Source organism: Klebsiella sp. C360 (assembly GCF_048822415.1).
GTDB classification, from domain to species: domain Bacteria; phylum Pseudomonadota; class Gammaproteobacteria; order Enterobacterales; family Enterobacteriaceae; genus Klebsiella; species Klebsiella quasipneumoniae.
The window spans coordinates 1011516-1032160 of the sequence record NZ_JBMEZZ010000001.1; the positions used below are offsets into that span (position 1 = coordinate 1011516).

Genomic DNA, 20645 nt, shown 5'->3' on the forward strand with positions numbered 1-20645 from the left:
CCTGTTATGAGTCGCAAACAATTAGCCCTGCTGGAGCCGACGCTGGTGCGCCAGGCGCTGCTGGATGCCGTGAAAAAACTCAGCCCGATGGTGCAGTGGCGCAATCCGGTGATGTTTATCGTCTGGGTGGGCAGCCTGTTAACCACCCTGCTGGCCATCGCCATGGCTGGCGGCGCCCTGACCGGCAGCGCCACGTTTACCGCTGCCATCAGTATCTGGTTATGGTTTACCGTGCTGTTCGCCAACTTTGCCGAAGCGATGGCGGAAGGCCGCAGCAAAGCCCAGGCCAATAGCCTGAAAGGGGTGAAAAAAACGGCCTTCGCCCGTAAGCTGCGCGCCCCGCAGCATGACGCGACGGTCGACCATGTGCCGGCGGAAGACCTGCGCAAAGGCGACGTGGTGCTGGTGGAAGCCGGGGATATTATCCCCTGCGATGGCGAAGTCATCGAAGGCGGCGCCTCGGTGGACGAAAGCGCCATTACCGGCGAGTCCGCGCCGGTGATCCGCGAATCCGGCGGCGATTTCGCCTCGGTGACCGGCGGGACGCGCATCCTCTCCGACTGGCTGGTGATCCGCTGCAGCGTCAACCCGGGAGAAACCTTCCTCGACCGGATGATCGCCATGGTGGAAGGCGCCCAGCGCCGTAAAACGCCGAACGAAATCGCCCTGACGATCCTGCTGATCGCCCTGACGCTGGTGTTCCTGCTGGCCACCGCCACCATCTGGCCATTCTCGGCCTGGAGCGGCAATGCGGTGAGCGTCACCGTGCTGGTCGCTCTGCTGGTGTGCCTGATCCCGACCACCATCGGCGGTCTGCTGTCGGCGATCGGCGTCGCCGGGATGAGCCGTATGCTGGGCGCCAACGTGATCGCCACCAGCGGCCGCGCGGTGGAGGCCGCTGGCGATGTCGATGTCCTGCTGCTGGATAAAACCGGGACCATTACGCTCGGCAACCGCCAGGCCTCCGCTTTCCTGCCGGCGCGCGGTGTGGAAGAGCGAACCCTCGCCGACGCCGCCCAGCTCTCCTCGCTGGCGGACGAAACCCCTGAGGGACGCAGCATCGTGGTGCTGGCGAAGCAGCGCTTCAACCTGCGCGAACGCGATCTGCAGTCGCTGCACGCCACCTTTGTCCCCTTTACCGCGCAAACGCGGATGAGCGGCATCAATATCGATCAGCGCATGATCCGTAAAGGCTCGGTGGACGCGATTCGCCGTCACGTGGAGGCCAACGGCGGCCACTTCCCTGCGGATGTCGAGAAGCAGGTGGAAGAGGTCGCCCGCCAGGGGGCAACGCCGCTGGTGGTTGCCGAAGGTGAAAAGGTGCTGGGGATTATTTCGCTCAAAGATATCGTCAAAGGCGGCATCAAAGAGCGTTTCGCCCAGATGCGCAAAATGGGCATTAAAACGGTGATGATCACCGGCGATAACCGCCTCACCGCCGCGGCGATCGCCGCCGAGGCCGGCGTCGACGATTTCCTCGCCGAAGCGACGCCGGAAGCCAAGCTGGCGCTGATCCGCCAGTATCAGTCGGAAGGTCGGCTGGTGGCGATGACCGGCGACGGCACCAACGACGCGCCCGCGCTGGCCCAGGCCGACGTCGCGGTGGCCATGAACTCAGGCACCCAGGCGGCGAAAGAGGCGGGCAACATGGTCGACCTGGATTCCAACCCCACCAAACTGATTGAGGTGGTCCATATCGGCAAACAGATGCTGATGACGCGCGGCTCGCTGACCACCTTCAGTATTGCCAACGACGTGGCGAAATATTTCGCCATTATTCCGGCGGCGTTTGCCGCGGTCTATCCCCAGCTGGCGATGCTGAACGTGATGGGCCTGCATTCGCCATCGTCGGCGATCCTCAGCGCCGTTATCTTCAACGCGCTGATCATCGTCTTCCTGATCCCGTTGGCCCTGAAAGGGGTGAGCTATCGCCCGCTCTCCGCCTCGGCGATGCTGCGCCGCAACCTGTGGATCTACGGCCTTGGCGGTCTGCTGGTGCCTTTTATCGGTATTAAAGCCATTGACCTGCTGCTGACCCTGAGCGGTCTGGTGTGAGGAACAAACTATGTCATTGATTCGTCCAGCACTTGTGCTATTTATTCTGTTAACCCTGCTCACCGGCGGCGTTTATCCTCTGCTGACCACCAGCCTGGGACAGTGGTGGTTTAACTCACAGGCCAATGGCTCGCTGATCCGCCTGCACGGCGAGGTGCGCGGCTCGGCGCTGATTGGCCAGAACTTTACCGCCGCAGGCTATTTCCAGGGCCGCCCGTCAGCCACCGCGGAGACAGCGGATAACCCGATGGCCTCTGGCGGCAGCAACCTCGCCGCCAGCAACCCGGCGCTGGATAAGGCGGTGAGCGAGCGGGTGCAGGCCCTGCGCGCCGCGAACCCGGATGCCGACCCGCGGGTGCCAGTCGAACTCGTCACCACCTCGGCGAGCGGTCTCGATAACAACCTGACCCCGGCCGCCGCGCTGTGGCAGGCGCCCCGGGTGGCCAAAGCGCGCCAGCTGAGCGTCGACCAGGTGACCGCGCTGGTTAACCAGGCCACACAAACGCCGCTGCTGAGCTTCCTTGGCCAGCCGGTGGTCAATATACTGCAACTCAATATGGCGCTGGATGCCCTGAAGGATAAGTAAATGAGTGACGAGCCGCTGCGTCCGGACCCTGACCGCCTGCTGCAGCACACCGCCGCCCCGCATCGCGGCAAACTGAAAGTCTTCTTCGGCGCCTGCGCCGGGGTGGGGAAAACCTGGGCGATGCTGGCGGAAGCGCAGCGGCTGCGGGCCCAGGGGCTGGATATTCTGATTGGCGTGGCGGAGACCCACGGCCGGAAAGAGACCGCCGCGATGCTGCAGGGCCTGAGCACCCTGCCGCCGCGGCGGCTCGCTCACCGCGGGCGCTACGTGTATGAGTTCGACCTCGACGCCGCCCTCGCCCGCCGCCCGGCGCTGATTCTGGTGGATGAACTGGCGCACAGTAATGCCCCCGGCTCCCGTCATCCGAAGCGCTGGCAGGATGTGGACGAACTGCTGGAGGCCGGGATTGACGTCTTCACCACGGTTAACGTTCAGCATCTGGAAAGCCTGAACGACGTCGTCAGCGGGATCACCGGCGTGCAGGTGCGGGAGACCGTCCCCGATCCCTTTTTTGACGCCGCGGACGACGTGGTGCTGGTGGACCTCCCCCCTGACGATCTGCGCCAGCGGCTCAATGAGGGCAAAGTCTACATCGGCGGCCAGGCCGAGCGCGCTATCGAGAACTTTTTCCGCAAAGGGAACCTGATTGCGCTGCGCGAACTGGCTCTGCGCCGTACCGCCGATCGCGTCGATGAGCAGATGCGCGCCTGGCGCGACCGCCAGGGCCAGGAGAAAGTCTGGCACACCCGCGACGCCATTCTGCTCTGTATCGGGCACAACACCGGCAGCGAAAAGCTGGTGCGTACCGCCGCCCGCCTCGCTGCCCGTCTGGGCAGCGTCTGGCATGCGGTATATGTCGAAACGCCTTCCCTGCACCGCCTGCCGGAATCCCGGCGGCGGGCCATCCTCGCCGCGCTGCGTCTGGCCCAGGAGCTGGGCGCCGAAACCGCCACCCTCTCCGACCCGTCTGAAGAGAAAGCGGTCCTCCATTACGCGCGCGAACATAACCTCGGAAAAATTGTCATCGGCCGCCAGAGCAAGCGCCGCTGGTGGGATCGCAGCGGCTTCGCCGACCGTCTGGCTCGTCACGCGCCGGACCTCGATCTGGTGGTCATCGCCCTGGATGAAAAGCCCTTCCCCCTTCCGGCGCGCGCCAGCGACACTCGTCCGGCGCTGGAGAAATGGCGGCTGCAGCTGCAGGGCTGCGCGTTGGCGGTGGCCCTGTGCGCCATCATTACTCTGGTGGCCATGCAGTGGCTGATGGCCTTCGAAGCCGCCAACCTGGTCATGCTCTATCTGCTGGGGGTGGTGATCATCGCCCTGCTCTATGGCCGCTGGCCGTCGGTGCTGGCGACGGTGATCAACGTTATCAGCTTCGATCTCTTTTTTGTCGCCCCGCGCGGCACGCTGGCGGTGTCAGATGTCCAGTATCTGCTCACCTTCGGCGTGATGCTCACCGTTGGCCTGCTTATCGGTAACCTCACCGCCGGCGTGCGCTACCAGGCGCGGGTGGCGCGCTATCGCGAGCGGCGTACCCGCCACCTGTATGAAATGTCCAAAGCGCTGGCGGTGGGTCGTAGCCAGCAGGATATCGCCACCACCAGCGAGCGGTTTATCGCCTCCACCTTTCAGGCTCGCAGCCAGCTGCTGCTCCCGGACGCCCAGGGGAAACTGCTGCCCTTAACCCACCAGCCCGGGCTGACGCCGTGGGATGACGCCATCGCCCGCTGGAGCTTTGATAAGGGGCAACCCGCCGGCGCCGGCACCGATACCCTGCCCGGCGTGCCGTATCAGATCCTGCCCCTGAAGAGCGCCGCCCGCACCTGGGGACTGCTGGTGGTGGAGCCGGCGAATCTGCGCCAGCTGATGATCCCGGAGCAGCAGCGGCTGCTGGAGACCTTCACCCTGCTGGTGGCCAGCGCCCTGGAGCGTCTCACCCTGACCGCCAGCGAAGAGCAGGCCCGGCTGACCAGCGAGCGCGAAAGCCTGCGTAACTCGCTGCTCGCCGCCCTGTCCCACGATCTGCGTACCCCGCTCACCGTGCTGTTTGGCCAGGCGGAAATCCTGACCCTCGATCTGGCCAGCGAGGGCTCGAAGCATGCCCCGCAGGCCAATGAAATCCGCCAGCATGTGCTCAATACCACCCGGCTGGTGAACAACCTGCTGGATATGGCGCGGATCCAGTCCGGCGGCTTTAATCTGCACAAGGAGTGGCTGACGCTGGAGGAAGTGGTGGGCAGCGCGCTGCGTATGCTCGAGCCGAGCCTCGGCGGCCAGCACGTTCAACTGGATTTACCCGACCCGCTGCAGCTGGTGCATGTCGACGGGCCGCTGTTCGAGCGGGTGCTGATCAATCTGCTGGAGAATGCCCATAAGTATGCCGGCGCCCGGGCGGACATCGGTATTCGCGCCGAAGCAGACGCCCGGCAGCTGTCGCTGGAGGTATGGGATAATGGTCCGGGGATCCCGGCGGGTCAGGAACAGGCTATCTTTGATAAATTCGCCCGCGGCAACAAAGAGTCGGCGATCCCCGGCGTCGGGCTGGGCCTTGCCATCTGTCAGGCCATCGTCGACGTCCACGGCGGGACCATCTCCGCCAGCAACCGGCCGGAAGGCGGCGCCTCATTCCGTGTTACACTGCCGGGAGAAACGCCCCCTGAACTGGAAGAGCTATCTGAGGAATTGTGATTAACGTTCTGATTATCGAAGACGAACACGCTATCCGTCGCTTTCTGCGCACCGCGCTGGAAGCCGACAGCATGCGCGTATTTGAAGCGGAAACCCTGCAGCGCGGGCTGATCGAAGCCGCCACTCGTAAGCCCGACCTCGCGATACTCGATCTCGGCCTGCCGGATGGCGACGGCATTGATTTTATTCGCGACCTGCGCCAGTGGAGTCAGATGCCGATTATCGTCCTGTCAGCGCGTAGCGAAGAGCACGACAAAATTGCCGCCCTGGATGCCGGCGCCGATGACTACTTAAGTAAACCCTTTGGCATCGGCGAGCTGCAGGCCCGTCTGCGCGTCGCACTGCGTCGTCACGGCGCGGCGCAGGCCGACGAGCCGGTGGTGCGCTTCGCCGACCTGGAGGTCAATATCCCCGCGCGCCGCATCCTGCGCGGCAGCGAAGAGATCCACCTGACGCCCATCGAGTTTCGCCTGCTGGCGGCGCTATTGAATAATCCCGGCAAAGTGCTTACCCAGCGCCAGCTGCTGAATCAGGTGTGGGGCCCTAACGCCGTGGAGCACAGCCATTATCTGCGGATCTATATGGGTCACCTGCGGCAAAAGCTGGAGGCCGATCCGGCGCGCCCGCAGCATCTGCTGACCGAAACCGGGATTGGTTATCGCTTTATGCCCTGAGCCCCGCCTCTGCAGTACCAGAGGCTGGCGATTTTCAACCCTTCAGAGAGCAGCAGGAAGCCTGCCAGGATCGCGAAATGCCGGACGCCGGCGGCCTGAATCAGCCACAGACCCACAGAAAGCGAGGGCTGCATAAACACCAGCCTGAGCGGCGCCTGCCCCCAGGCCAGCCACAGCCCATAGCGGCTCTGACGGAAAAAGAGGATCATCGACAGCGGGATGCTGATAATCAGCAGCACATTCAGCGGATAGAGCCAGACCGCCGCAGCGCCCCAGTCGTGCAGCAGCTGGAGATAAGCCAGCAGGTCGTCGTAAAAAGGGAGTCGGCGGTGGGCAATATTCCACCATAAGAATTGCAGGACGAAAAAGAGATCCATCCACGCCCAGAACAAAAACAGGGACTTCCGTTGTATTTTCATCGCTATCCTTGCGAAAAAAATCAGGCCCGCGAGGGGCCTGATGGTCGTGCGCCTTTAGGCGTTCTTCAGCACTTCACTGACAATCTCTACCGCTTCTTTTTCGATCAGTTTGCGATGTTCTTCGCCGAGGAAGCTTTCGCAGTAGATCTTGTAGGCGTCTTCGGTGCCTGACGGACGCGCCGCGAACCAGCCGTTGTCGGTCATCACTTTCAGGCCGCCAATCGCCGCCCCGTTGCCCGGCGCTGCGGTCAGACGGGCGGTGATCGGATCCCCCGCCAGGGTGTCAGCGCTGACCATTTCCGGCGACAGCTTAGACAGCGCCGCTTTCTGCGCGGAGGTCGCGGAAGCCTGCAGACGGTTGTAGCTCGGCGCGCCAAAGCGCTCCGCCAGCTCGTTATAGTGCTCCTGCGGGTTTTTGCCGGTCACTGCGGTGATTTCCGCCGCCAGCAGGCACATGATAATGCCGTCTTTATCGGTGGACCACGGCGTGCCGTCGAAGCGCAGGAAGGAGGCCCCGGCGCTCTCTTCGCCGCCGAAACCGAAGCTGCCGTCGAACAGGCCGTCGACGAACCACTTAAAGCCCACCGGCACTTCCACCAGCTTGCGGCCCAGATCGTTCACCACGCGGTCAATCATCGCCGAGGAGACGAGGGTTTTACCGACCGCCACCTCTTTGCCCCACTGCGGACGATGCTGGAACAGGTAGTTAATCGCCACCGCCAGATAGTGGTTCGGGTTCATCAGCCCGGCAGGGGTGACAATCCCGTGACGGTCGTAATCCGGGTCGTTGGCAAACGCCAGATCGAACTTATCGCGCAGCGCCAGCAAACCCGCCATCGCACATTCCGAGGAGCAGTCCATGCGGATGGCGCCGTCTTTATCGAGGTGCATAAAGCGGAAGGTCTGGTCTACCTGGTCGTTCACAATGGTCAGATTGAGCTTGTAGTGCTCGCCAATGCGCTTCCAGTATTCGATACCGGAACCGCCCAGCGGATCGACGCCCAGCGTCAGGCCCGCTTTCTGGATCGCCGCCATGTCGACGATATCCGCCAGGCCTTCAATAAACGGCTGCACCAGATCCTGCTCTTTGACGTGGCCGGAAGCCAGCGCCGCGTCCAGAGGAAGGCGTTTCACGCCCTGCAGGCCAGCGGCCAGTAGTTCGTTGGCGCGGTTTTCCACCACTTTGGTGACGTTGGTATCAGCCGGACCGCCGTTTGGCGGGTTGTACTTGATACCGCCATCTTCCGGCGGGTTGTGTGACGGGGTGATCACAATGCCGTCCGCCAGCGGACCGCCTTTTTTGTTATGCACCAGAATCGCGTTGGAGACCGCCGGCGTCGGGGTGAAGCCGTTGTTTTCCTGCACGATCACGTCAACACCATTGGCGGTTAACACTTCCAGCACCGAAATAAACGCCGGCTCGGACAGGGCGTGGGTATCTTTACCGACATAGCACGGACCGGTGATCCCGTTCTTCGCACGATCTTCCGCAATCGCCTGGGCGATGGCCAGGATATGCGGTTCGTTGAAGTTGTGACGCGCCGCGCTGCCGCGATGGCCGGAGGTGCCGAATTTGACCGCATGCTCCGCATTACCGACTTCAGGCTTCAGCACGTAGTACTGAGCAGTCAGTTGGGCGACGTTAATCAAATCACTCTGTTGCGCAGGCTGCCCCGCACGTTTATCGATTGCCATTGCCTGATCCTTCTGGTGCAAATGTTAAAAAGCTAGATCGTGCCGCAAACCTTTTCAATCAGCTCCGCAGGGAACTGCATCGACTGCATGATGTGCTCAATCATGCTGCATTTACGGCCGGTATTGGTATTGGTGATCACCCACCACGGTGTACCAGGAACCTGTTTCGGTTTGGTCTGATTACCGCTTTTCAGCAGCGTACGCGCATCTTCCGCAAAGTAGACGCGCGTGCGGCCATGCAGAGACTCCGTCGCCTCGGCAAATGCTTTACTGTCCAGGGAGTAGAGGGTGGTCAACACCAGCATAAAACGGTTCACCGCGCGCTTCTGCTCGGCGTATTCATCAGATAACAGCATCTCGCGCATGGCGCGGACTTTATCTTTCGCCGGGTTAGCGGGTTTCACCTCAACGGCAGGCGCGGGCGCCAGCGCCGGCGCGGCTTTGCTGACCTGTGTAGCCGGTTGGGAAACGGCGGAAAATTTCAGCATGCGCCGTAAAATGTCGGATGCGCTCTCGCCGATATGCAGAGTGTGGCTGGCAATATAGCGATAGAGTTCATCATCAACTTCAATTGTTTTCATCTTAATCCAGTGCGATATCTTTTCTGAATACAAATCGTTGGGATTATAAGTACAAATCCCAACCGCGGATAGCGTCAAACCAGGATGGCGGTAAAACTCAGAAAACTTCTGGGTCTTGCAGCCGGATGGCAGAATGTCCAACATAATACCCTAACCCGACGGAGCGAAAAAAAGAACTTTGCCATGAAATTAAATAGCCGAGCGCAATCTGCACAGAATCCGCACAACCACTCCCCGATCGTCCTGGTCCACGGTCTGTTTGGCAGCCTGGACAACCTGGGCATCCTCGCCCGCGACCTGGTCGCCGACCACGATATTCTGCAGGTCGATATGCGCAACCACGGTTTGTCGCCGCGGTCGCCAGAGATGACCTACCCCGCGATGGCGCAGGATCTGCTCGATACGCTCGACGCGCACCAGATTGAGCGCGCCACCTTTATCGGCCATTCGATGGGCGGCAAAGCGGTGATGGCGCTGACCGCCCTGGCGCCGGAGCGCATCAACGGTCTGGTGGCGATCGATATCGCCCCGGTGGATTATCATGTTCGCCGCCATGATGAGATCTTCGCCGCTATCCGCGCCGTCAGCGAATCCGCCGCCAGCACCCGCCAGCAGGCGGCGCAGGTGATGCGCGAGCATCTGCAGGAAGAGGGAGTGATTCAGTTCCTGCTGAAATCTTTCGTCGACGGCGACTGGCGCTTCAACGTCCCGGTGCTGTGGGACCAGTACCCGTATATCGTCGGCTGGGAAACCATCCCGGCCTGGCCGCACCCGACGCAGTTTATTCCCGGCGGTAACTCACCCTACGTGACCGACGCCTACCGCGACGCGCTGCTGGCCCAGTTCCCGCAGGCCCGGGCCCACGTCATCGCCGGCGCCGGACACTGGGTCCATGCCGAGAAACCCGAAGCGGTGTTGCGCGCGATCCGCCGCTATCTCACGAGCATTGGCGCCTGATTGGCTAAAATATGCCCGACCGCGCCGCAGAATGCCCGCGGTCGTTGGCGCAGCCGTTCGCCTGATGTATGATGGCGCGCTATCTGCGCCGGCTAGAGCCCGGCAGCTTGTTTCCCCGAAGTCACTCAGAATCATGGCAAAAGAACAAACGGACCGTACGACATTAGATTTGTTCGCAAACGAGCGTCGCCCGGGAAGACCAAAAACCAATCCGCTGTCGCGCGATGAACAACTGCGCATCAACAAACGTAATCAGCTGAAACGCGATAAAGTGCGCGGGCTGAAGCGCGTGGAGCTAAAGCTCAACGCCGACGCGGTCGATGCGCTTAACGAACTGGCGGAAGCGCGTAATATGAGCCGCAGCGATCTCATCGAAGAGATGCTGATGACGCAATTAACCGCCCTGCGCAGCCAGGGAAAAGTCTAACTTTCCGCGAAAAATCCGCATTCATGTAGCAGAGTGTGCAGTCGGGCGTGATTGCTGTTTCCGCGTCCTTGCCTGTTCTGCTATGATTGCCGTTATCTGTGGGCATCGCGTCCCTACCACATCATTTAAGTTTCAAGAGGTTATTTTACTCATGGCAATCATCGGCATCTTTTTTGGCAGCGACACCGGCAACACCGAAAATATTGCAAAAATGATTCAAAAGCAGCTTGGTAAAGATGTTGCTGATGTTCACGACATTGCCAAAAGCAGCAAAGAAGATCTGGAAGCCCACGACATCCTGCTGCTCGGCATCCCGACCTGGTACTACGGTGAAGCCCAGTGTGACTGGGACGACTTCTTCCCGACGCTGGAAGAGATCGACTTTAACGGCAAGCTGGTGGCGCTGTTCGGCTGCGGCGACCAGGAAGACTACGCAGAGTACTTCTGCGATGCGCTGGGCACCATCCGCGACATCATTGAGCCGCGCGGCGCGACCATCGTTGGCCACTGGCCGACTGCCGGCTATCACTTCGAGGCCTCCAAAGGCCTGGCGGATGACGACCACTTCGTCGGCCTCGCCATTGATGAAGACCGTCAGCCGGAACTGACCAACGAGCGCGTTGAGAAGTGGGTGAAGCAGGTAGCTGAAGAGCTGCACCTCGAAGAAATCAAAAACGCCTGATCATTAAGCGGCGCAATCATTGAGTTGCGTCGTATTAATAGACAAAAGCAATCAAACTAATAGCTACAAGTTTTTAACTTTTAATCACATATCTGTACAATGTCCTCTGATTCTACGAGGCACGTGACGCAGTTTGTAGCTGGTGCCTCGTTTTTGACAGCAAACCAGGCCCGATGCTTGCAGTTTTCATTTACCAGTGGCAGTTCTATAATGAGACGCATTACGTCGGGTTAATTTCTGTATGACTTCCGTTGAAGGAAGTAGATCGTTTAGCAACAGGACAGATTCCGCATGACTGACAACAATACCGCATTAAAGAAGGCTGGCCTGAAAGTCACACTTCCTCGACTGAAAATCCTTGAAGTGCTGCAGGAACCGGATAACCATCATGTCAGTGCGGAAGACTTATATAAACGCCTGATCGACATGGGCGAAGAGATTGGTCTGGCGACCGTTTACCGCGTCCTCAACCAGTTTGATGACGCCGGTATCGTGACTCGTCATAATTTTGAAGGCGGTAAATCCGTTTTCGAACTGACCCAGCAGCATCACCACGATCACCTGATCTGCCTCGACTGCGGCAAAGTGATCGAATTCAGTGATGACTCTATCGAAGCGCGCCAGCGTGAAATCGCTTCCCGTCACGGCATCCGCCTGACCAACCACAGTCTGTATCTGTACGGTCACTGTGCGGAAGGTGATTGCCGCGAGGACGAACACGCCCACGACGCAGTGGAAAAGTAATTCCCTGCTTCGCCTGCTCTGAAAAGCCAACCAGCCGGTTGGCTTTTTTATGGGCGCTTCTGCCGCGCTTCCCGCTCACGTCCCGGCGGCGACCCTCGCGAGTCCCCGCTTTGTCCGGAGAGTTGATATGGAACTTCGCCAGCTACGCTATTTTACGCGCATTGTTGAAACCGGCAGCATGGGCCGCGCCGCGCTCGATTTGAATATCGGCGTCTCGGCGCTCAGCCAGCAGATCGCGCGTCTGGAAAATGAGCTGGCCATTCGCCTCCTGCAGCGGACCTCCCGCGGCGTGACGCCCACCAGCGCGGGCCTTGCTTTCTACTCACAGGCGCAGCTGGCGCTGCGTCATGCCGATGATGCCATCCTCGCCGCCCGCGAGGCGCGGCTGTCGGGCCACGTCAGCGTCGGCATGGCCCCTAGCACCGCCTCCGTTCTTGGCGTACCGTTCATCAACGCGATGCGCGAGAGCTACCCCGACGTCCGCCTGCACCTGGTGGAAAGCCTCTCCGGGAATCTGGAGCGGATGATCAACACCCGCCAGCTGGATTTAGCCATCGTCTTCCAGCAGGAGAAGATCCTGCGCTGGAGCGCCAGACCGGTGCTCGAAGAGCGCCTGTTCCTGATTGGCACCCATGCGCTGTTGGCCTCGCTGCCGGATGACCCTGTTTCCCCTGACCAGCTCACCACCCTGCCGCTGATTATGCCAAGCCAGGGCCACGGCCTGCGCGGCAGGCTGGAGGCGGTTTGCCAGCAGCACAGCCTCAGCGTTGAGGTGGTGGCGGACATTGACGGTCTGGCCCTGCTGATGCAGGCCGTGCGCAGCGGACTGGGCGCCACTCTGCAGCCCGGGGCCGCTATTTCCCATCTCGACCATCAGGCGCTGAGGGTGATCGGCATCGCTAATCCGATCCTCAGCCGCCCCAACTTTCTGGTCAGCCTGTCGGATGATGAGCTCACTCCGGCAGGCCTTGCGGCACGGGTCATACTAAGCAAAGTCATGCGCCAGCTGGTGGAGTCCGATCGCTGGCCAGGCGCCACCCTTTACGTTAACTAAACCCCTCTTTAGCGTTACGCCATAGCGCCCCGCCGCCGTTACCGCCTACATTCCCATTACAAATTTAACAATTAATTAAATCGTAAGGGAGCCGATAATGGTGGATGTACTGGTCATTGGCGGCGGCAATGCCGCGCTATGCGCCGCCTTAACCGCCCGGGAAGCCGGCGCCTCGGTGCTGCTGCTGGAGGCGGCGCCGCGGGAGTGGCGAGGCGGCAATTCGCAGCACACGCGTAACCTGCGCTGTATGCACGATGCGCCGCAGGACGTGCTGGTCGACAGCTATCCGGAAGCGGAGTACTGGCAGGATCTGCTGCGCGTCACCGAAGGGAACACCAACGAAGCGCTGGCCCGGCTGGTGATCCGCACCTCGTCACAGTGCCGGGACTGGATGCGTCAGCACGGGGTTAACTTTCAGCCGCCGCTCTCCGGCGCCCTGCACGTGGCCCGCACCAACGCCTTTTTTATGGGCGGCGGCAAAGCGCTGGTCAATGCCTATTACCGCAGCGCAGAGCGGATGGGGGTGCAGATCCGCTACAACACGCCGGTGCAGGCTCTGGAACTGCGCAACGGTGAATTTGTCGCCGCGCTGGCGGGCGAGGAACGGATTGTCGCGAGAAGCTGCGTCCTCGCCGCCGGCGGATTTGAATCCAACCGCGAGTGGCTGCGCGAGGCCTGGGGGCAAAATGACCGCGGCGAATGGCCCGCCGATAACTTTCTCATCCGCGGCACGCGCTTCAACCAGGGGGTGCTGCTCAAGTTTATGATCGACGCCGGGGCCGATATCATCGGCGATCCTTCCCAGTCCCACTGCGTCGCCATTGACGCCCGGGCGCCGCTCTATGACGGCGGGATCTGCACCCGCGTCGACTGCGTTTCGCTGGGGGTGGTGGTCAACCGCGATGCCGTGCGCTTTTATGATGAGGGGGAAGATTTCTGGCCTAAACGCTACGCCATCTGGGGCCGACTGGTCGCCCACCAGCCTGGACAGATCGGCTACTCGATCATCGACAGCAAAGCCATCGGCCACTTTATGCCCCCCGTCTTTCCCGGCGCTCAGGCCAATACCATCGAGGAACTGGCCCGCCAGCTGGGGCTGGACGGCGAACGCTTAGCGCAAACCATCGCCGACTATAATGCCGCCTGCGCGCCGGGCCAGTTCGATCACACCCGCCTGGATAACTGCGCGACCTCTGGCCTCACGCCGGCGAAAACCCACTGGGCGCGCCCCATCGATACGCCGCCTTACTACGGCTACGCCCTGCGTCCGGGGATCACCTTCACCTACCTCGGGCTCTACGTCGACGACACCGCCGCCGTCCATTTCGCCGGTCAACCCAGTCGTAATCTGTTCGTCGCCGGGGAAATGATGGCCGGCAACGTGCTGGGCAAGGGCTACACCGCCGGCGTCGGGATGTCGATCGGCACCACCTTCGGCCGCATCGCCGGCCAGCAAGCCGCCCGGGCGGCGCAGCAGGAGAAACACCATGAAGTCGCTTGAAAAGCTGATCATTGACGCGCAGATCATCACCGAACCGGAGGCGGAAGTCGAACGGGTGATGCAGGTGTGTAACGCCTGCCGCTACTGCGAAGGGTTTTGCGCCGTGTTCCCGGCGATGACCCAGCGCCTGGCCTTTGGCAAGGCGGATATCAACTATCTGGCTAACCTGTGCCATAACTGCGGCGCTTGCCTGCATGCCTGCCAGTATGCGCCGCCGCACGAGTTCGCCATTAACGTGCCGAAGGCGATGGCCGAAGTCCGGCTCGAGACCTATCAACACTACGCCCAGCCCGCCGCCTTTGGCAGCCTGTACCGCCGGGCCGGCATGACCACCGTGCTGGCGCTGGTCGGCGGCCTGATTGTCTTTCTGCTGCTGGCGATGGGGCTCAAAGGCTCGCTGCGCCATCCGCCGCTGGCGGGCGACTTCTACCAGATATTCCCCCATAACCTGCTGGCGTGGATGTTTGGTTCGGTCTTTGTGCTGGCGATTGGCTTACTGATGAGCGGGGTGATCCGCTTCTGGCGCGAGATCTCCCCGGGCCAGCCGCAACCGATTGATATTGCGAAGGCATCCCATGATGCGCTGACGCTGAAATATCTCGACGGCGGGCACGGGAAAGGCTGCAACGAAGCCGATGACGCCTTCACCCTGCTGCGCCGCCGTTTCCACCACTGCACCTTCTACGGCTTTATGCTCTGCTTCGCCGCCACCGTGGTGGCCACGGGCTATCACTATATCGCCGGCCAGGAAGCCCCCTACCCGTTCTTCAGCCTGCCGGTGCTGCTCGGCACCCTCGGCGGCATCGGCCTGCTGGTCGGTCCGGCGGGCCTGCTGTGGCTGAACCTGCGCCGCTCGCCGCTGCACGGCGACGCGCGGCAGAAACCGATGGATCGCGGATTTATTCTGCTGCTGCTGCTGACCAGCTTCACCGGCCTGGCGCTGCTGGCGGGGCGGGATACTTCGTGGATGGGCGTCCTGCTCGCCATCCACCTCGGGGTGGTGATGGCCCTGTTCTTAACCCTGCCGTATGGAAAATTTGCCCACGGATTTTATCGCTGTGCGGCGTTACTCAAGTGGGCGATTGAGAAACGCCGCGGAAAACAGGCGGGCGTCGCCGGCGACTGACCTGCCCCTCTGCACCCGATAACAACAAGATAAAGACAATGGAGAGCACCCCCTATGACCCAACAACCCACCCGCGCCGGCACCGTCGGCGCTATCCTCCGCGTGACCAGCGGGAATTTTCTCGAACAGTTCGACTTCTTCCTGTTTGGCTTTTACGCCACCTATATCGCCCGCACCTTCTTTCCGGCGGAGAGCGAGTTCGCGGCGCTGATGCTCACCTTTGCGGTATTTGGCTCGGGCTTCCTGATGCGTCCTATCGGCGCGGTGGTGCTCGGCGCTTATATCGACAGAATCGGTCGCCGCAAAGGGCTGATGGTCACCCTGGCGATCATGGGCTGCGGGACGCTACTCATCGCCCTGGTCCCTGGCTATCAGACTATCGGCGTGCTGGCGCCGATCCTCGTGTTAGTGGGCCGTCTGCTGCAGGGGTTCTCGGCGGGCGTCGAGCTTGGCGGAGTGTCGGTCTATCTCTCTGAAATCGCTACGCCGGGCAATAAAGGCTTCTATACCAGCTGGCAGTCCGCCAGCCAGCAGGTGGCTATCATCATGGCGGCGCTGATCGGCTATGCGCTGAACGCCACGCTGGAACATGAGGAGATTGCCGCCTGGGGCTGGCGCATTCCCTTTTTTATTGGCTGTATGATCATTCCGCTGATTTTCGTGCTGCGCCGCTCGCTGCAGGAGACCGAGGAATTCCTGCAGCGTAAACATCGCCCGGATACCAAAGAGATCCTGACCACCATCGCCAGAAACTGGCGCATTATTACCGCGGGGACGCTGCTGGTAGCGATGACCACCACCACTTTCTACTTTATTACCGTCTATACGCCAACCTACGGCAGAGCAGTGCTGCACCTCAGCGCCCGCGACAGCCTGCTGGTCACCATGCTGGTGGGCATCTCCAATTTTATTTGGTTACCGATTGGCGGCGCGATCTCTGACCGGATCGGTCGTCGCCCGGTGCTGATGGGGATTACCGTGCTGGCGCTGCTCACCACCTGGCCGGTGATGCACTGGCTCACCGCCGCGCCGGATTTCACCCGTATGACGCTGGTCCTGTTGTGGTTTTCCTTCTTCTTTGGCATGTATAACGGCGCGATGGTGGCGGCGCTCACCGAAGTGATGCCGGTTTATGTCCGCACCGTGGGCTTTTCGCTGGCCTTCAGCCTCGCCACCGCCATCTTCGGCGGCCTGACGCCGGCTATCTCCACTGCCCTGGTCGAGCTTACCGGCGATAAAAGCGCGCCGGGATGGTGGCTGATGTGCGCTGCGCTGTGCGGGTTCATCGCCACCGCGCTGCTGTTCGTGCGCCTGAGTCGCGGCTATCAGCCGGCGGAGAGTCAGCGCTAAAAAAACAAACGGGCGGAGATAGACTCCGCCCGTTTGCCGCTGCCGTCTGGCTTAATGGGTGGTGTTATTGCTGCGGATCTCTTTCCAGATCTGGTCGCAGCGCGCTTTCACCGCCTGATCGTTACCGGTACGGGTAGCCTGGATACACTGCTGATAATCCAGTACCCGGACGCTCTCCTGGTTAGCAAACTGCTGGTGCTGTTTATCCTCTTTCAGGACATTCAGTACGCTCTGGCAGGCTTCAATTTTGTCCGGATTGCCTTCCGCCGTATTAATACAGGCGCTATAGGCATCTTTCAGTTTGGTGTCTTCTTTCGGTGCCGGCGACGTGGTGCAGGCCACCAGAGCCGATGCCATCATGGCAATAAGCAGCATTTTTTTCATTGTCGTTCTCCCAGAGGTGCGGCAGGCTCACGCCCGCCGCGCAGGCATCAGAAAATTGTGAACGGGGCGATAACCATGAACTTCACGTCGCGCTCATCCTGGAAGATGTTGCCGTAGCCGCCGCTCCAGCTCGGAATATCGGAATGGTTGTCGTACTGGGTAAAGTGCAGTTTAAACAGCGTGCCCTTCGCCCGGCCTTCCTGCACGGTATACAGCGCATCCAGGCTGTAGGCCGACTCTTTCAGACGGTAATCAGCGTCATAGTAGGCGTCCGGGGAGGACATTTTGCCCGGCTTCGCATCCCAGGCGTACACATAAGACGCGCCAAACGCCCAGCCCGGCATATCCCAGTTTTTCATGTCATACATCGCGCCGAAGAAGACCGCTTTTTCGCCGTTGGCGTTGAAGTCGGAACGGTTATCCCACCAGATATCGAGACGACCGTTGGAGGAGGCGTAGGTCGGGGTCATACGCTGCAGGAAGTAGCCCTGCTGGCCATCGGCCTTCACCCAGGTCCCTTCCAGACGCAGATCCAGCACATCCGCCACTTTATAGCCAAAGGTTAACGCCTGCAGCCATGCGGTGCCGTCATAGATGTCGTTGACCCCGCCGTTGCTGACCTTATCGCGAGTGCCGTAGAACTGGTAGCTGGTGCTCAACGGCGCGCCGGCGACGTCAAACTTGTAGCTGGCTTTAGCAAAGTACTGATCGATATAGCCCTGAGCCTGACCAAATGCCGCCTCCAGCACCAGGTCGTTTTTGAAATCATATTTGGCGCCGACGGAGTGGAGATAATCGACTTTGGTCTTCTTATCGTTCTGGTAGAAATCATCCATCTCGATATGCCATGGCGCTTTATACTCGTTCGTCCACATGTAGGAGAAACTTAACGCGCCCGCGGTGCCATAGTCGAAGTTGGCCCCGGCTTCCGCCCCCTGATAGGTACCCGGCATAAAGCTCCAGTGCGGCGCCAGCAGGGTCTGACCGGTTGGCTGGATGTAGCCCGCGCGCGCCCACGCCGGACCGTATTTGAATTTCGCAGCGGCTTTATACAGGCTGATGCCGCTCTTATCGCCGGAGTAGTCTTCGTCATAGGCTTTGTTACGCGACGAGAAGGCGATTTCGTTCGGGTGGCCGCTGTCGCCGTTCTCCGCCATTTCAATCGCGGTAAACGCCGCAATATCAAGGCCAAACATATCGGCGGCATAGCCGGACTGGAAGTCCAGGTTGGCGTTCCAGGTGGAGTGGGAAAGGTTGGTTTTGTATTTGTCGCCGTCGGTCACATCTTTACGGTCACGCTCACGCTGCCAGTAATAGATACCGCCGGTTAAAGTAGAATCATCGATAAAGCCTGCTGCGCTGGCCTGCGGAATCACAACCCAGCCCGACATCGCGGTGACGGCGGCAATAGCCAGCGCCAGCGTACTACGTTTGCCACTAAACGTACGCATGTGCATATCCTCTTTGACGTTTTAAAAGGCGAAGACCAGGGGGTCATTCGCTAAAAAAAATAAATAACACTGCAAAATGTGGGGCGGTGAAAAAGGCCGCGAAACCACTGTAGATAGACTATTTTTCGTGACGCGAATTATCAATATTTTTCGTGAGGCAAAGCTTAAGATTATGACAAAGCGCACATAATTTATGTCGTTTTGTTACAGTCTTATCTCTGATGATTTTGTCATGGAAGTCATTGCAAAATCAGGGAAAAACGCAAAACCTGAAAGCGATTACATTGGTTTTTTGTATGAGACAGGAAATATCAGAAGCGTTATTTATTTCCGGTTTGAAACAGAATTAATTCGCTTCGCGAAAATAAAAAGAGTAATTGGCTGATTCTGAAACAAAAAAAGCGCCGCAGAGTGCGGCGCTTTGACGGTAGGGAAACGGTTATTCGCCCGCTTTCGCCCAGGTATCGCGCAGACCGACGGTGCGGTTAAACACCAGGTTGGTTGCGGTTGCATAGCGGCTGTCGAGGCAGAAGTAACCTTCACGTTCAAACTGGTAAGCTTTACCGGCTTCCGCCTGCGCCAGGCTCGGCTCCGCGTAACCCTGTTTGATCACCAGCGATTCCGGATTGATCACCGCGAGGAAATCCTCCGCTGCGCCCGGGTTTGGTACGCTGAACAGGCGATCGTAGAGACGGATCTCTACCGGCAGCGCATGCGCCGCGCTCACCCAGTGGATCACGCCTTTGACCTTGCGGCCGTCAGCCGGATCTTTACTCAGGGTGTCGGCATCGTAGGTACAGAAGATAGTGGTGATATTGCCTTCGGCATCTTTCTCCACGCGTTCCGCTTTGATGACGTAGGCGTTGCGCAGACGCACTTCTTTGCCCAGCACCAGACGCTTGTACTGCTTGTTGGCTTCTTCACGGAAGTCCGCGCGGTCGATCCAGATTTCCGCGCTGAACGGCACTTCGCGGCTGCCCATCTCCGGCTTGTTCGGATGGTTCGGCATCGCCACCATTTCGCTTTCGCCCTGCGGGTAGTTCTCAATAACCAGTTTCACCGGATCGATCACCGCCATCGCGCGCGGCGCGTTTTCGTTGAGATCTTCGCGAATGCAGGACTCCAGCGACGCCATCTCAATGGTGTTGTCCTGCTTGGTCACGCCGATGCGCTTGCAGAATTCGCGGATGGATTCGGCGGTGTAGCCGCGACGACGCAGACCGGAGATGGTCGGCATACGCGGATCGTCCCAACCTTCCACGTGCTTCTCGGTCACCAGCTGGTTCAGCTTACGCTTGGACATCACCGTGTATTCAAGATTCAGGCGCGAGAATTCGTACTGGCGCGGGTGAACCGGGATGCTGATGTTGTCCAGCACCCAGTCGTACAGACGACGGTTGTCCTGGAACTCCAGGGTACACAGCGAGTGGGTAATGCCTTCCAGCGCATCGCTGATGCAGTGGGTGAAGTCGTACATCGGGTAGATGCACCACTTGTTGCCGGTCTGATGATGCTCAGCGAATTTAATGCGGTACAGCACCGGATCGCGCATCACGATGAACGGCGACGCCATATCGATCTTCGCGCGCAGGCAGGCCTTGCCCTCTTCGAAGCCGCCGCTGCGCATTTTTTCGAACAGCGCCAGGTTTTCTTCCACGCTGCGGTCGCGATACGGGCTGTTCTTACCCGGCGCTTTCAGGGTGCCGCGATATTCACGAATTTCATCAGGAGAGAGTTCATCAACATAGGCCAGGCCTTTGTTGATCAGCTCAACCGCATACTGATGCAGCTGATCAAAGTAATCTGACGAGTAGCAAACGTCCCCGGACCAGTGGAAACCTAACCACTGCACGTCGTTTTTAATCGACTCCACGTATTCGATATCTTCTTTCACCGGGTTGGTGTCATCGAAACGCAGGTTGCATTGGCCCTGATAATCCTGGGCGATGCCGAAGTTCAGGCAGATGGATTTCGCATGGCCAATGTGCAGATAACCGTTCGGCTCCGGCGGGAAGCGGGTGTGAACGGTGGTGTGCTTACCGGTAGCCAGATCTTCATCAATGATCTGACGGATAAAGTTAGTCGGGCGGGCTTCTGCCTCACTCATCACGGGTTCCTCAAAGCGTAAACAACGTATAACGGCACATGATCTTACAAGCAGGGCGTAGTGACAACTATTAGTTACGTAAAATAGGTATCAGAAGAGGATTATGGGGCCGATTGCTGCAAAAAAAAGCGGCGAAGGTTTCCCTTCGCCGCTGAGGCATAAAC

Annotated in this window: 18 protein-coding genes; 12 read left to right on the forward strand and 6 right to left on the reverse strand. The window is 59.9% G+C overall.

Going from position 1 to position 20645, the window contains the following annotated elements; all coding sequences use genetic code 11:
* Window positions 1-6 precede the first annotated feature (6 nt).
* The 4 genes from kdpB to kdpE are packed head-to-tail and all read left to right on the forward strand — an operon-like array spanning window position 7 to window position 6003.
* The gene (gene kdpB, locus ACOI7D_RS05080; RefSeq protein WP_023288863.1) at window positions 7-2055 is read left to right on the forward strand and encodes a potassium-transporting ATPase subunit KdpB; all 2049 of its coding nucleotides are present in this window, start codon (window positions 7-9) and stop codon (window positions 2053-2055) included.
* Between the two features lie 10 nt (window positions 2056-2065).
* Window positions 2066-2641 carry a potassium-transporting ATPase subunit KdpC gene (gene kdpC, locus ACOI7D_RS05085; protein ID WP_109546532.1) on the forward strand — a complete coding sequence of 192 codons (576 nt, stop codon included), beginning with the start codon at window positions 2066-2068 and terminating at the stop codon, window positions 2639-2641.
* Window positions 2642-5329 carry a two-component system sensor histidine kinase KdpD gene (gene kdpD / locus ACOI7D_RS05090; RefSeq protein ID WP_032455149.1) on the forward strand — a complete coding sequence of 896 codons (2688 nt, stop codon included), beginning with the start codon at window positions 2642-2644 and terminating at the stop codon, window positions 5327-5329.
* Entirely contained in the window at window positions 5326-6003 is a 678-nt protein-coding gene (gene kdpE, locus ACOI7D_RS05095; RefSeq protein WP_109546533.1) for a two-component system response regulator KdpE, read from the forward strand. The genes kdpD and kdpE overlap by 4 nt, the downstream gene beginning before the upstream one ends.
* On the opposite strand, the gene ACOI7D_RS05100 is transcribed toward kdpE, so the two are convergent.
* From ACOI7D_RS05100 to seqA, 3 genes are read right to left on the reverse strand one after another with little or no spacing between them, the layout of a single operon-like run.
* The gene (locus ACOI7D_RS05100) at window positions 5985-6422 is read right to left on the reverse strand and encodes a hypothetical protein (protein WP_049014755.1); all 438 of its coding nucleotides are present in this window, start codon (window positions 6420-6422) and stop codon (window positions 5985-5987) included. The genes kdpE and ACOI7D_RS05100 overlap by 19 nt on opposite strands.
* A 54-nt stretch (window positions 6423-6476) precedes the next feature.
* Window positions 6477-8117 carry a phosphoglucomutase (alpha-D-glucose-1,6-bisphosphate-dependent) gene (gene pgm, locus ACOI7D_RS05105; RefSeq protein ID WP_023288859.1) on the reverse strand — a complete coding sequence of 547 codons (1641 nt, stop codon included), beginning with the start codon at window positions 8115-8117 and terminating at the stop codon, window positions 6477-6479.
* A gap of 32 nt (window positions 8118-8149) precedes the next feature.
* A complete protein-coding gene (gene seqA, locus ACOI7D_RS05110) occupies window positions 8150-8698 on the reverse strand; it encodes a replication initiation negative regulator SeqA (protein ID WP_032428668.1) in 549 nt (182 codons plus the stop codon).
* Window positions 8699-8881: 183 nt separating this feature from the next.
* On the opposite strand from seqA, the gene ybfF reads away from it, so the two are divergent.
* The 8 genes from ybfF to ACOI7D_RS05150 all read left to right on the forward strand — a co-directional run bounded on the left by ybfF (window position 8882) and on the right by ACOI7D_RS05150 (window position 16539).
* Complete coding sequence (gene ybfF, locus ACOI7D_RS05115; protein ID WP_048297063.1) at window positions 8882-9655, forward strand: esterase; 774 nt, start codon at window positions 8882-8884, stop codon at window positions 9653-9655.
* Window positions 9656-9788: 133 nt separating this feature from the next.
* A complete protein-coding gene (gene ybfE / locus ACOI7D_RS05120) occupies window positions 9789-10082 on the forward strand; it encodes a LexA regulated protein (RefSeq protein ID WP_002894767.1) in 294 nt (97 codons plus the stop codon).
* 151 nt (window positions 10083-10233) lie between these two features.
* Window positions 10234-10764 (forward strand): flavodoxin FldA, encoded by a 531-nt coding sequence (gene fldA / locus ACOI7D_RS05125; protein WP_002894765.1) that lies wholly within the window; start codon window positions 10234-10236, stop codon window positions 10762-10764.
* A 291-nt stretch (window positions 10765-11055) separates the two neighbouring features.
* Window positions 11056-11508, forward strand: coding sequence for a ferric iron uptake transcriptional regulator (gene fur / locus ACOI7D_RS05130; protein ID WP_004885952.1), 453 nt, complete (start codon window positions 11056-11058; stop codon window positions 11506-11508).
* 127 nt (window positions 11509-11635) lie between these two features.
* Window positions 11636-12562, forward strand: a complete 927-nt coding sequence (tcuR, locus tag ACOI7D_RS05135; protein ID WP_049014752.1) for a tricarballylate utilization LysR family transcriptional regulator TcuR — start codon at window positions 11636-11638, stop codon at window positions 12560-12562.
* Between the two features lie 97 nt (window positions 12563-12659).
* Window positions 12660-14063 (forward strand): FAD-dependent tricarballylate dehydrogenase TcuA, encoded by a 1404-nt coding sequence (gene tcuA, locus ACOI7D_RS05140; RefSeq protein ID WP_109546534.1) that lies wholly within the window; start codon window positions 12660-12662, stop codon window positions 14061-14063.
* On the forward strand, window positions 14050-15189 hold the full coding sequence (gene tcuB / locus ACOI7D_RS05145) for a tricarballylate utilization 4Fe-4S protein TcuB (RefSeq protein ID WP_023288853.1): 1140 nt from the start codon (window positions 14050-14052) through the stop codon (window positions 15187-15189). The genes tcuA and tcuB overlap by 14 nt, the downstream gene beginning before the upstream one ends.
* Before the next feature lie 54 nt (window positions 15190-15243).
* Entirely contained in the window at window positions 15244-16539 is a 1296-nt protein-coding gene (locus tag ACOI7D_RS05150; protein ID WP_023288852.1) for an MFS transporter, read from the forward strand.
* 51 nt (window positions 16540-16590) lie between these two features.
* Here ACOI7D_RS05150 and chiQ read toward each other — a convergent pair whose 3' ends face one another.
* The 3 genes from chiQ to glnS form a co-directional block, all read right to left on the reverse strand.
* A complete protein-coding gene (gene chiQ / locus ACOI7D_RS05155; RefSeq protein WP_023288851.1) occupies window positions 16591-16923 on the reverse strand; it encodes a ChiQ/YbfN family lipoprotein in 333 nt (110 codons plus the stop codon).
* Between the two features lie 47 nt (window positions 16924-16970).
* Complete coding sequence (chiP, locus tag ACOI7D_RS05160) at window positions 16971-18374, reverse strand: chitoporin ChiP (RefSeq protein ID WP_023288850.1); 1404 nt, start codon at window positions 18372-18374, stop codon at window positions 16971-16973.
* Between the two features lie 439 nt (window positions 18375-18813).
* Window positions 18814-20481, reverse strand: a complete 1668-nt coding sequence (glnS, locus tag ACOI7D_RS05165; RefSeq protein ID WP_032455140.1) for a glutamine--tRNA ligase — start codon at window positions 20479-20481, stop codon at window positions 18814-18816.
* Between the last annotated feature and the right edge of the window lie 164 nt (window positions 20482-20645).

Excerpts from the sequence above, each read along its gene's own strand:
- chiQ (WP_023288851.1), bottom strand. The coding sequence starts at position 16,923 with ATGAAAAAAATGCTGCTTATTGCCATGATGGCATCGGCTCTGGTGGCC.
- fldA (WP_002894765.1), top strand. The coding sequence starts at position 10,234 with ATGGCAATCATCGGCATCTTTTTTGGCAGCGACACCGGCAACACCGAA.
- kdpB (WP_023288863.1), top strand. The coding sequence starts at position 7 with ATGAGTCGCAAACAATTAGCCCTGCTGGAGCCGACGCTGGTGCGCCAG.
- tcuA (WP_109546534.1), top strand. The coding sequence starts at position 12,660 with ATGGTGGATGTACTGGTCATTGGCGGCGGCAATGCCGCGCTATGCGCC.
- tcuB (WP_023288853.1), top strand. The coding sequence starts at position 14,050 with ATGAAGTCGCTTGAAAAGCTGATCATTGACGCGCAGATCATCACCGAA.
- fur (WP_004885952.1), top strand. The coding sequence starts at position 11,056 with ATGACTGACAACAATACCGCATTAAAGAAGGCTGGCCTGAAAGTCACA.
- ACOI7D_RS05100 (WP_049014755.1), bottom strand. The coding sequence starts at position 6,422 with ATGAAAATACAACGGAAGTCCCTGTTTTTGTTCTGGGCGTGGATGGAT.
- kdpC (WP_109546532.1), top strand. The coding sequence starts at position 2,066 with ATGTCATTGATTCGTCCAGCACTTGTGCTATTTATTCTGTTAACCCTG.
- tcuR (WP_049014752.1), top strand. The coding sequence starts at position 11,636 with ATGGAACTTCGCCAGCTACGCTATTTTACGCGCATTGTTGAAACCGGC.
- chiP (WP_023288850.1), bottom strand. The coding sequence starts at position 18,374 with ATGCGTACGTTTAGTGGCAAACGTAGTACGCTGGCGCTGGCTATTGCC.
- pgm (WP_023288859.1), bottom strand. The coding sequence starts at position 8,117 with ATGGCAATCGATAAACGTGCGGGGCAGCCTGCGCAACAGAGTGATTTG.
- ACOI7D_RS05150 (WP_023288852.1), top strand. The coding sequence starts at position 15,244 with ATGACCCAACAACCCACCCGCGCCGGCACCGTCGGCGCTATCCTCCGC.
- seqA (WP_032428668.1), bottom strand. The coding sequence starts at position 8,698 with ATGAAAACAATTGAAGTTGATGATGAACTCTATCGCTATATTGCCAGC.
- ybfE (WP_002894767.1), top strand. The coding sequence starts at position 9,789 with ATGGCAAAAGAACAAACGGACCGTACGACATTAGATTTGTTCGCAAAC.
- kdpD (WP_032455149.1), top strand. The coding sequence starts at position 2,642 with ATGAGTGACGAGCCGCTGCGTCCGGACCCTGACCGCCTGCTGCAGCAC.
- ybfF (WP_048297063.1), top strand. The coding sequence starts at position 8,882 with ATGAAATTAAATAGCCGAGCGCAATCTGCACAGAATCCGCACAACCAC.
- glnS (WP_032455140.1), bottom strand. The coding sequence starts at position 20,481 with ATGAGTGAGGCAGAAGCCCGCCCGACTAACTTTATCCGTCAGATCATT.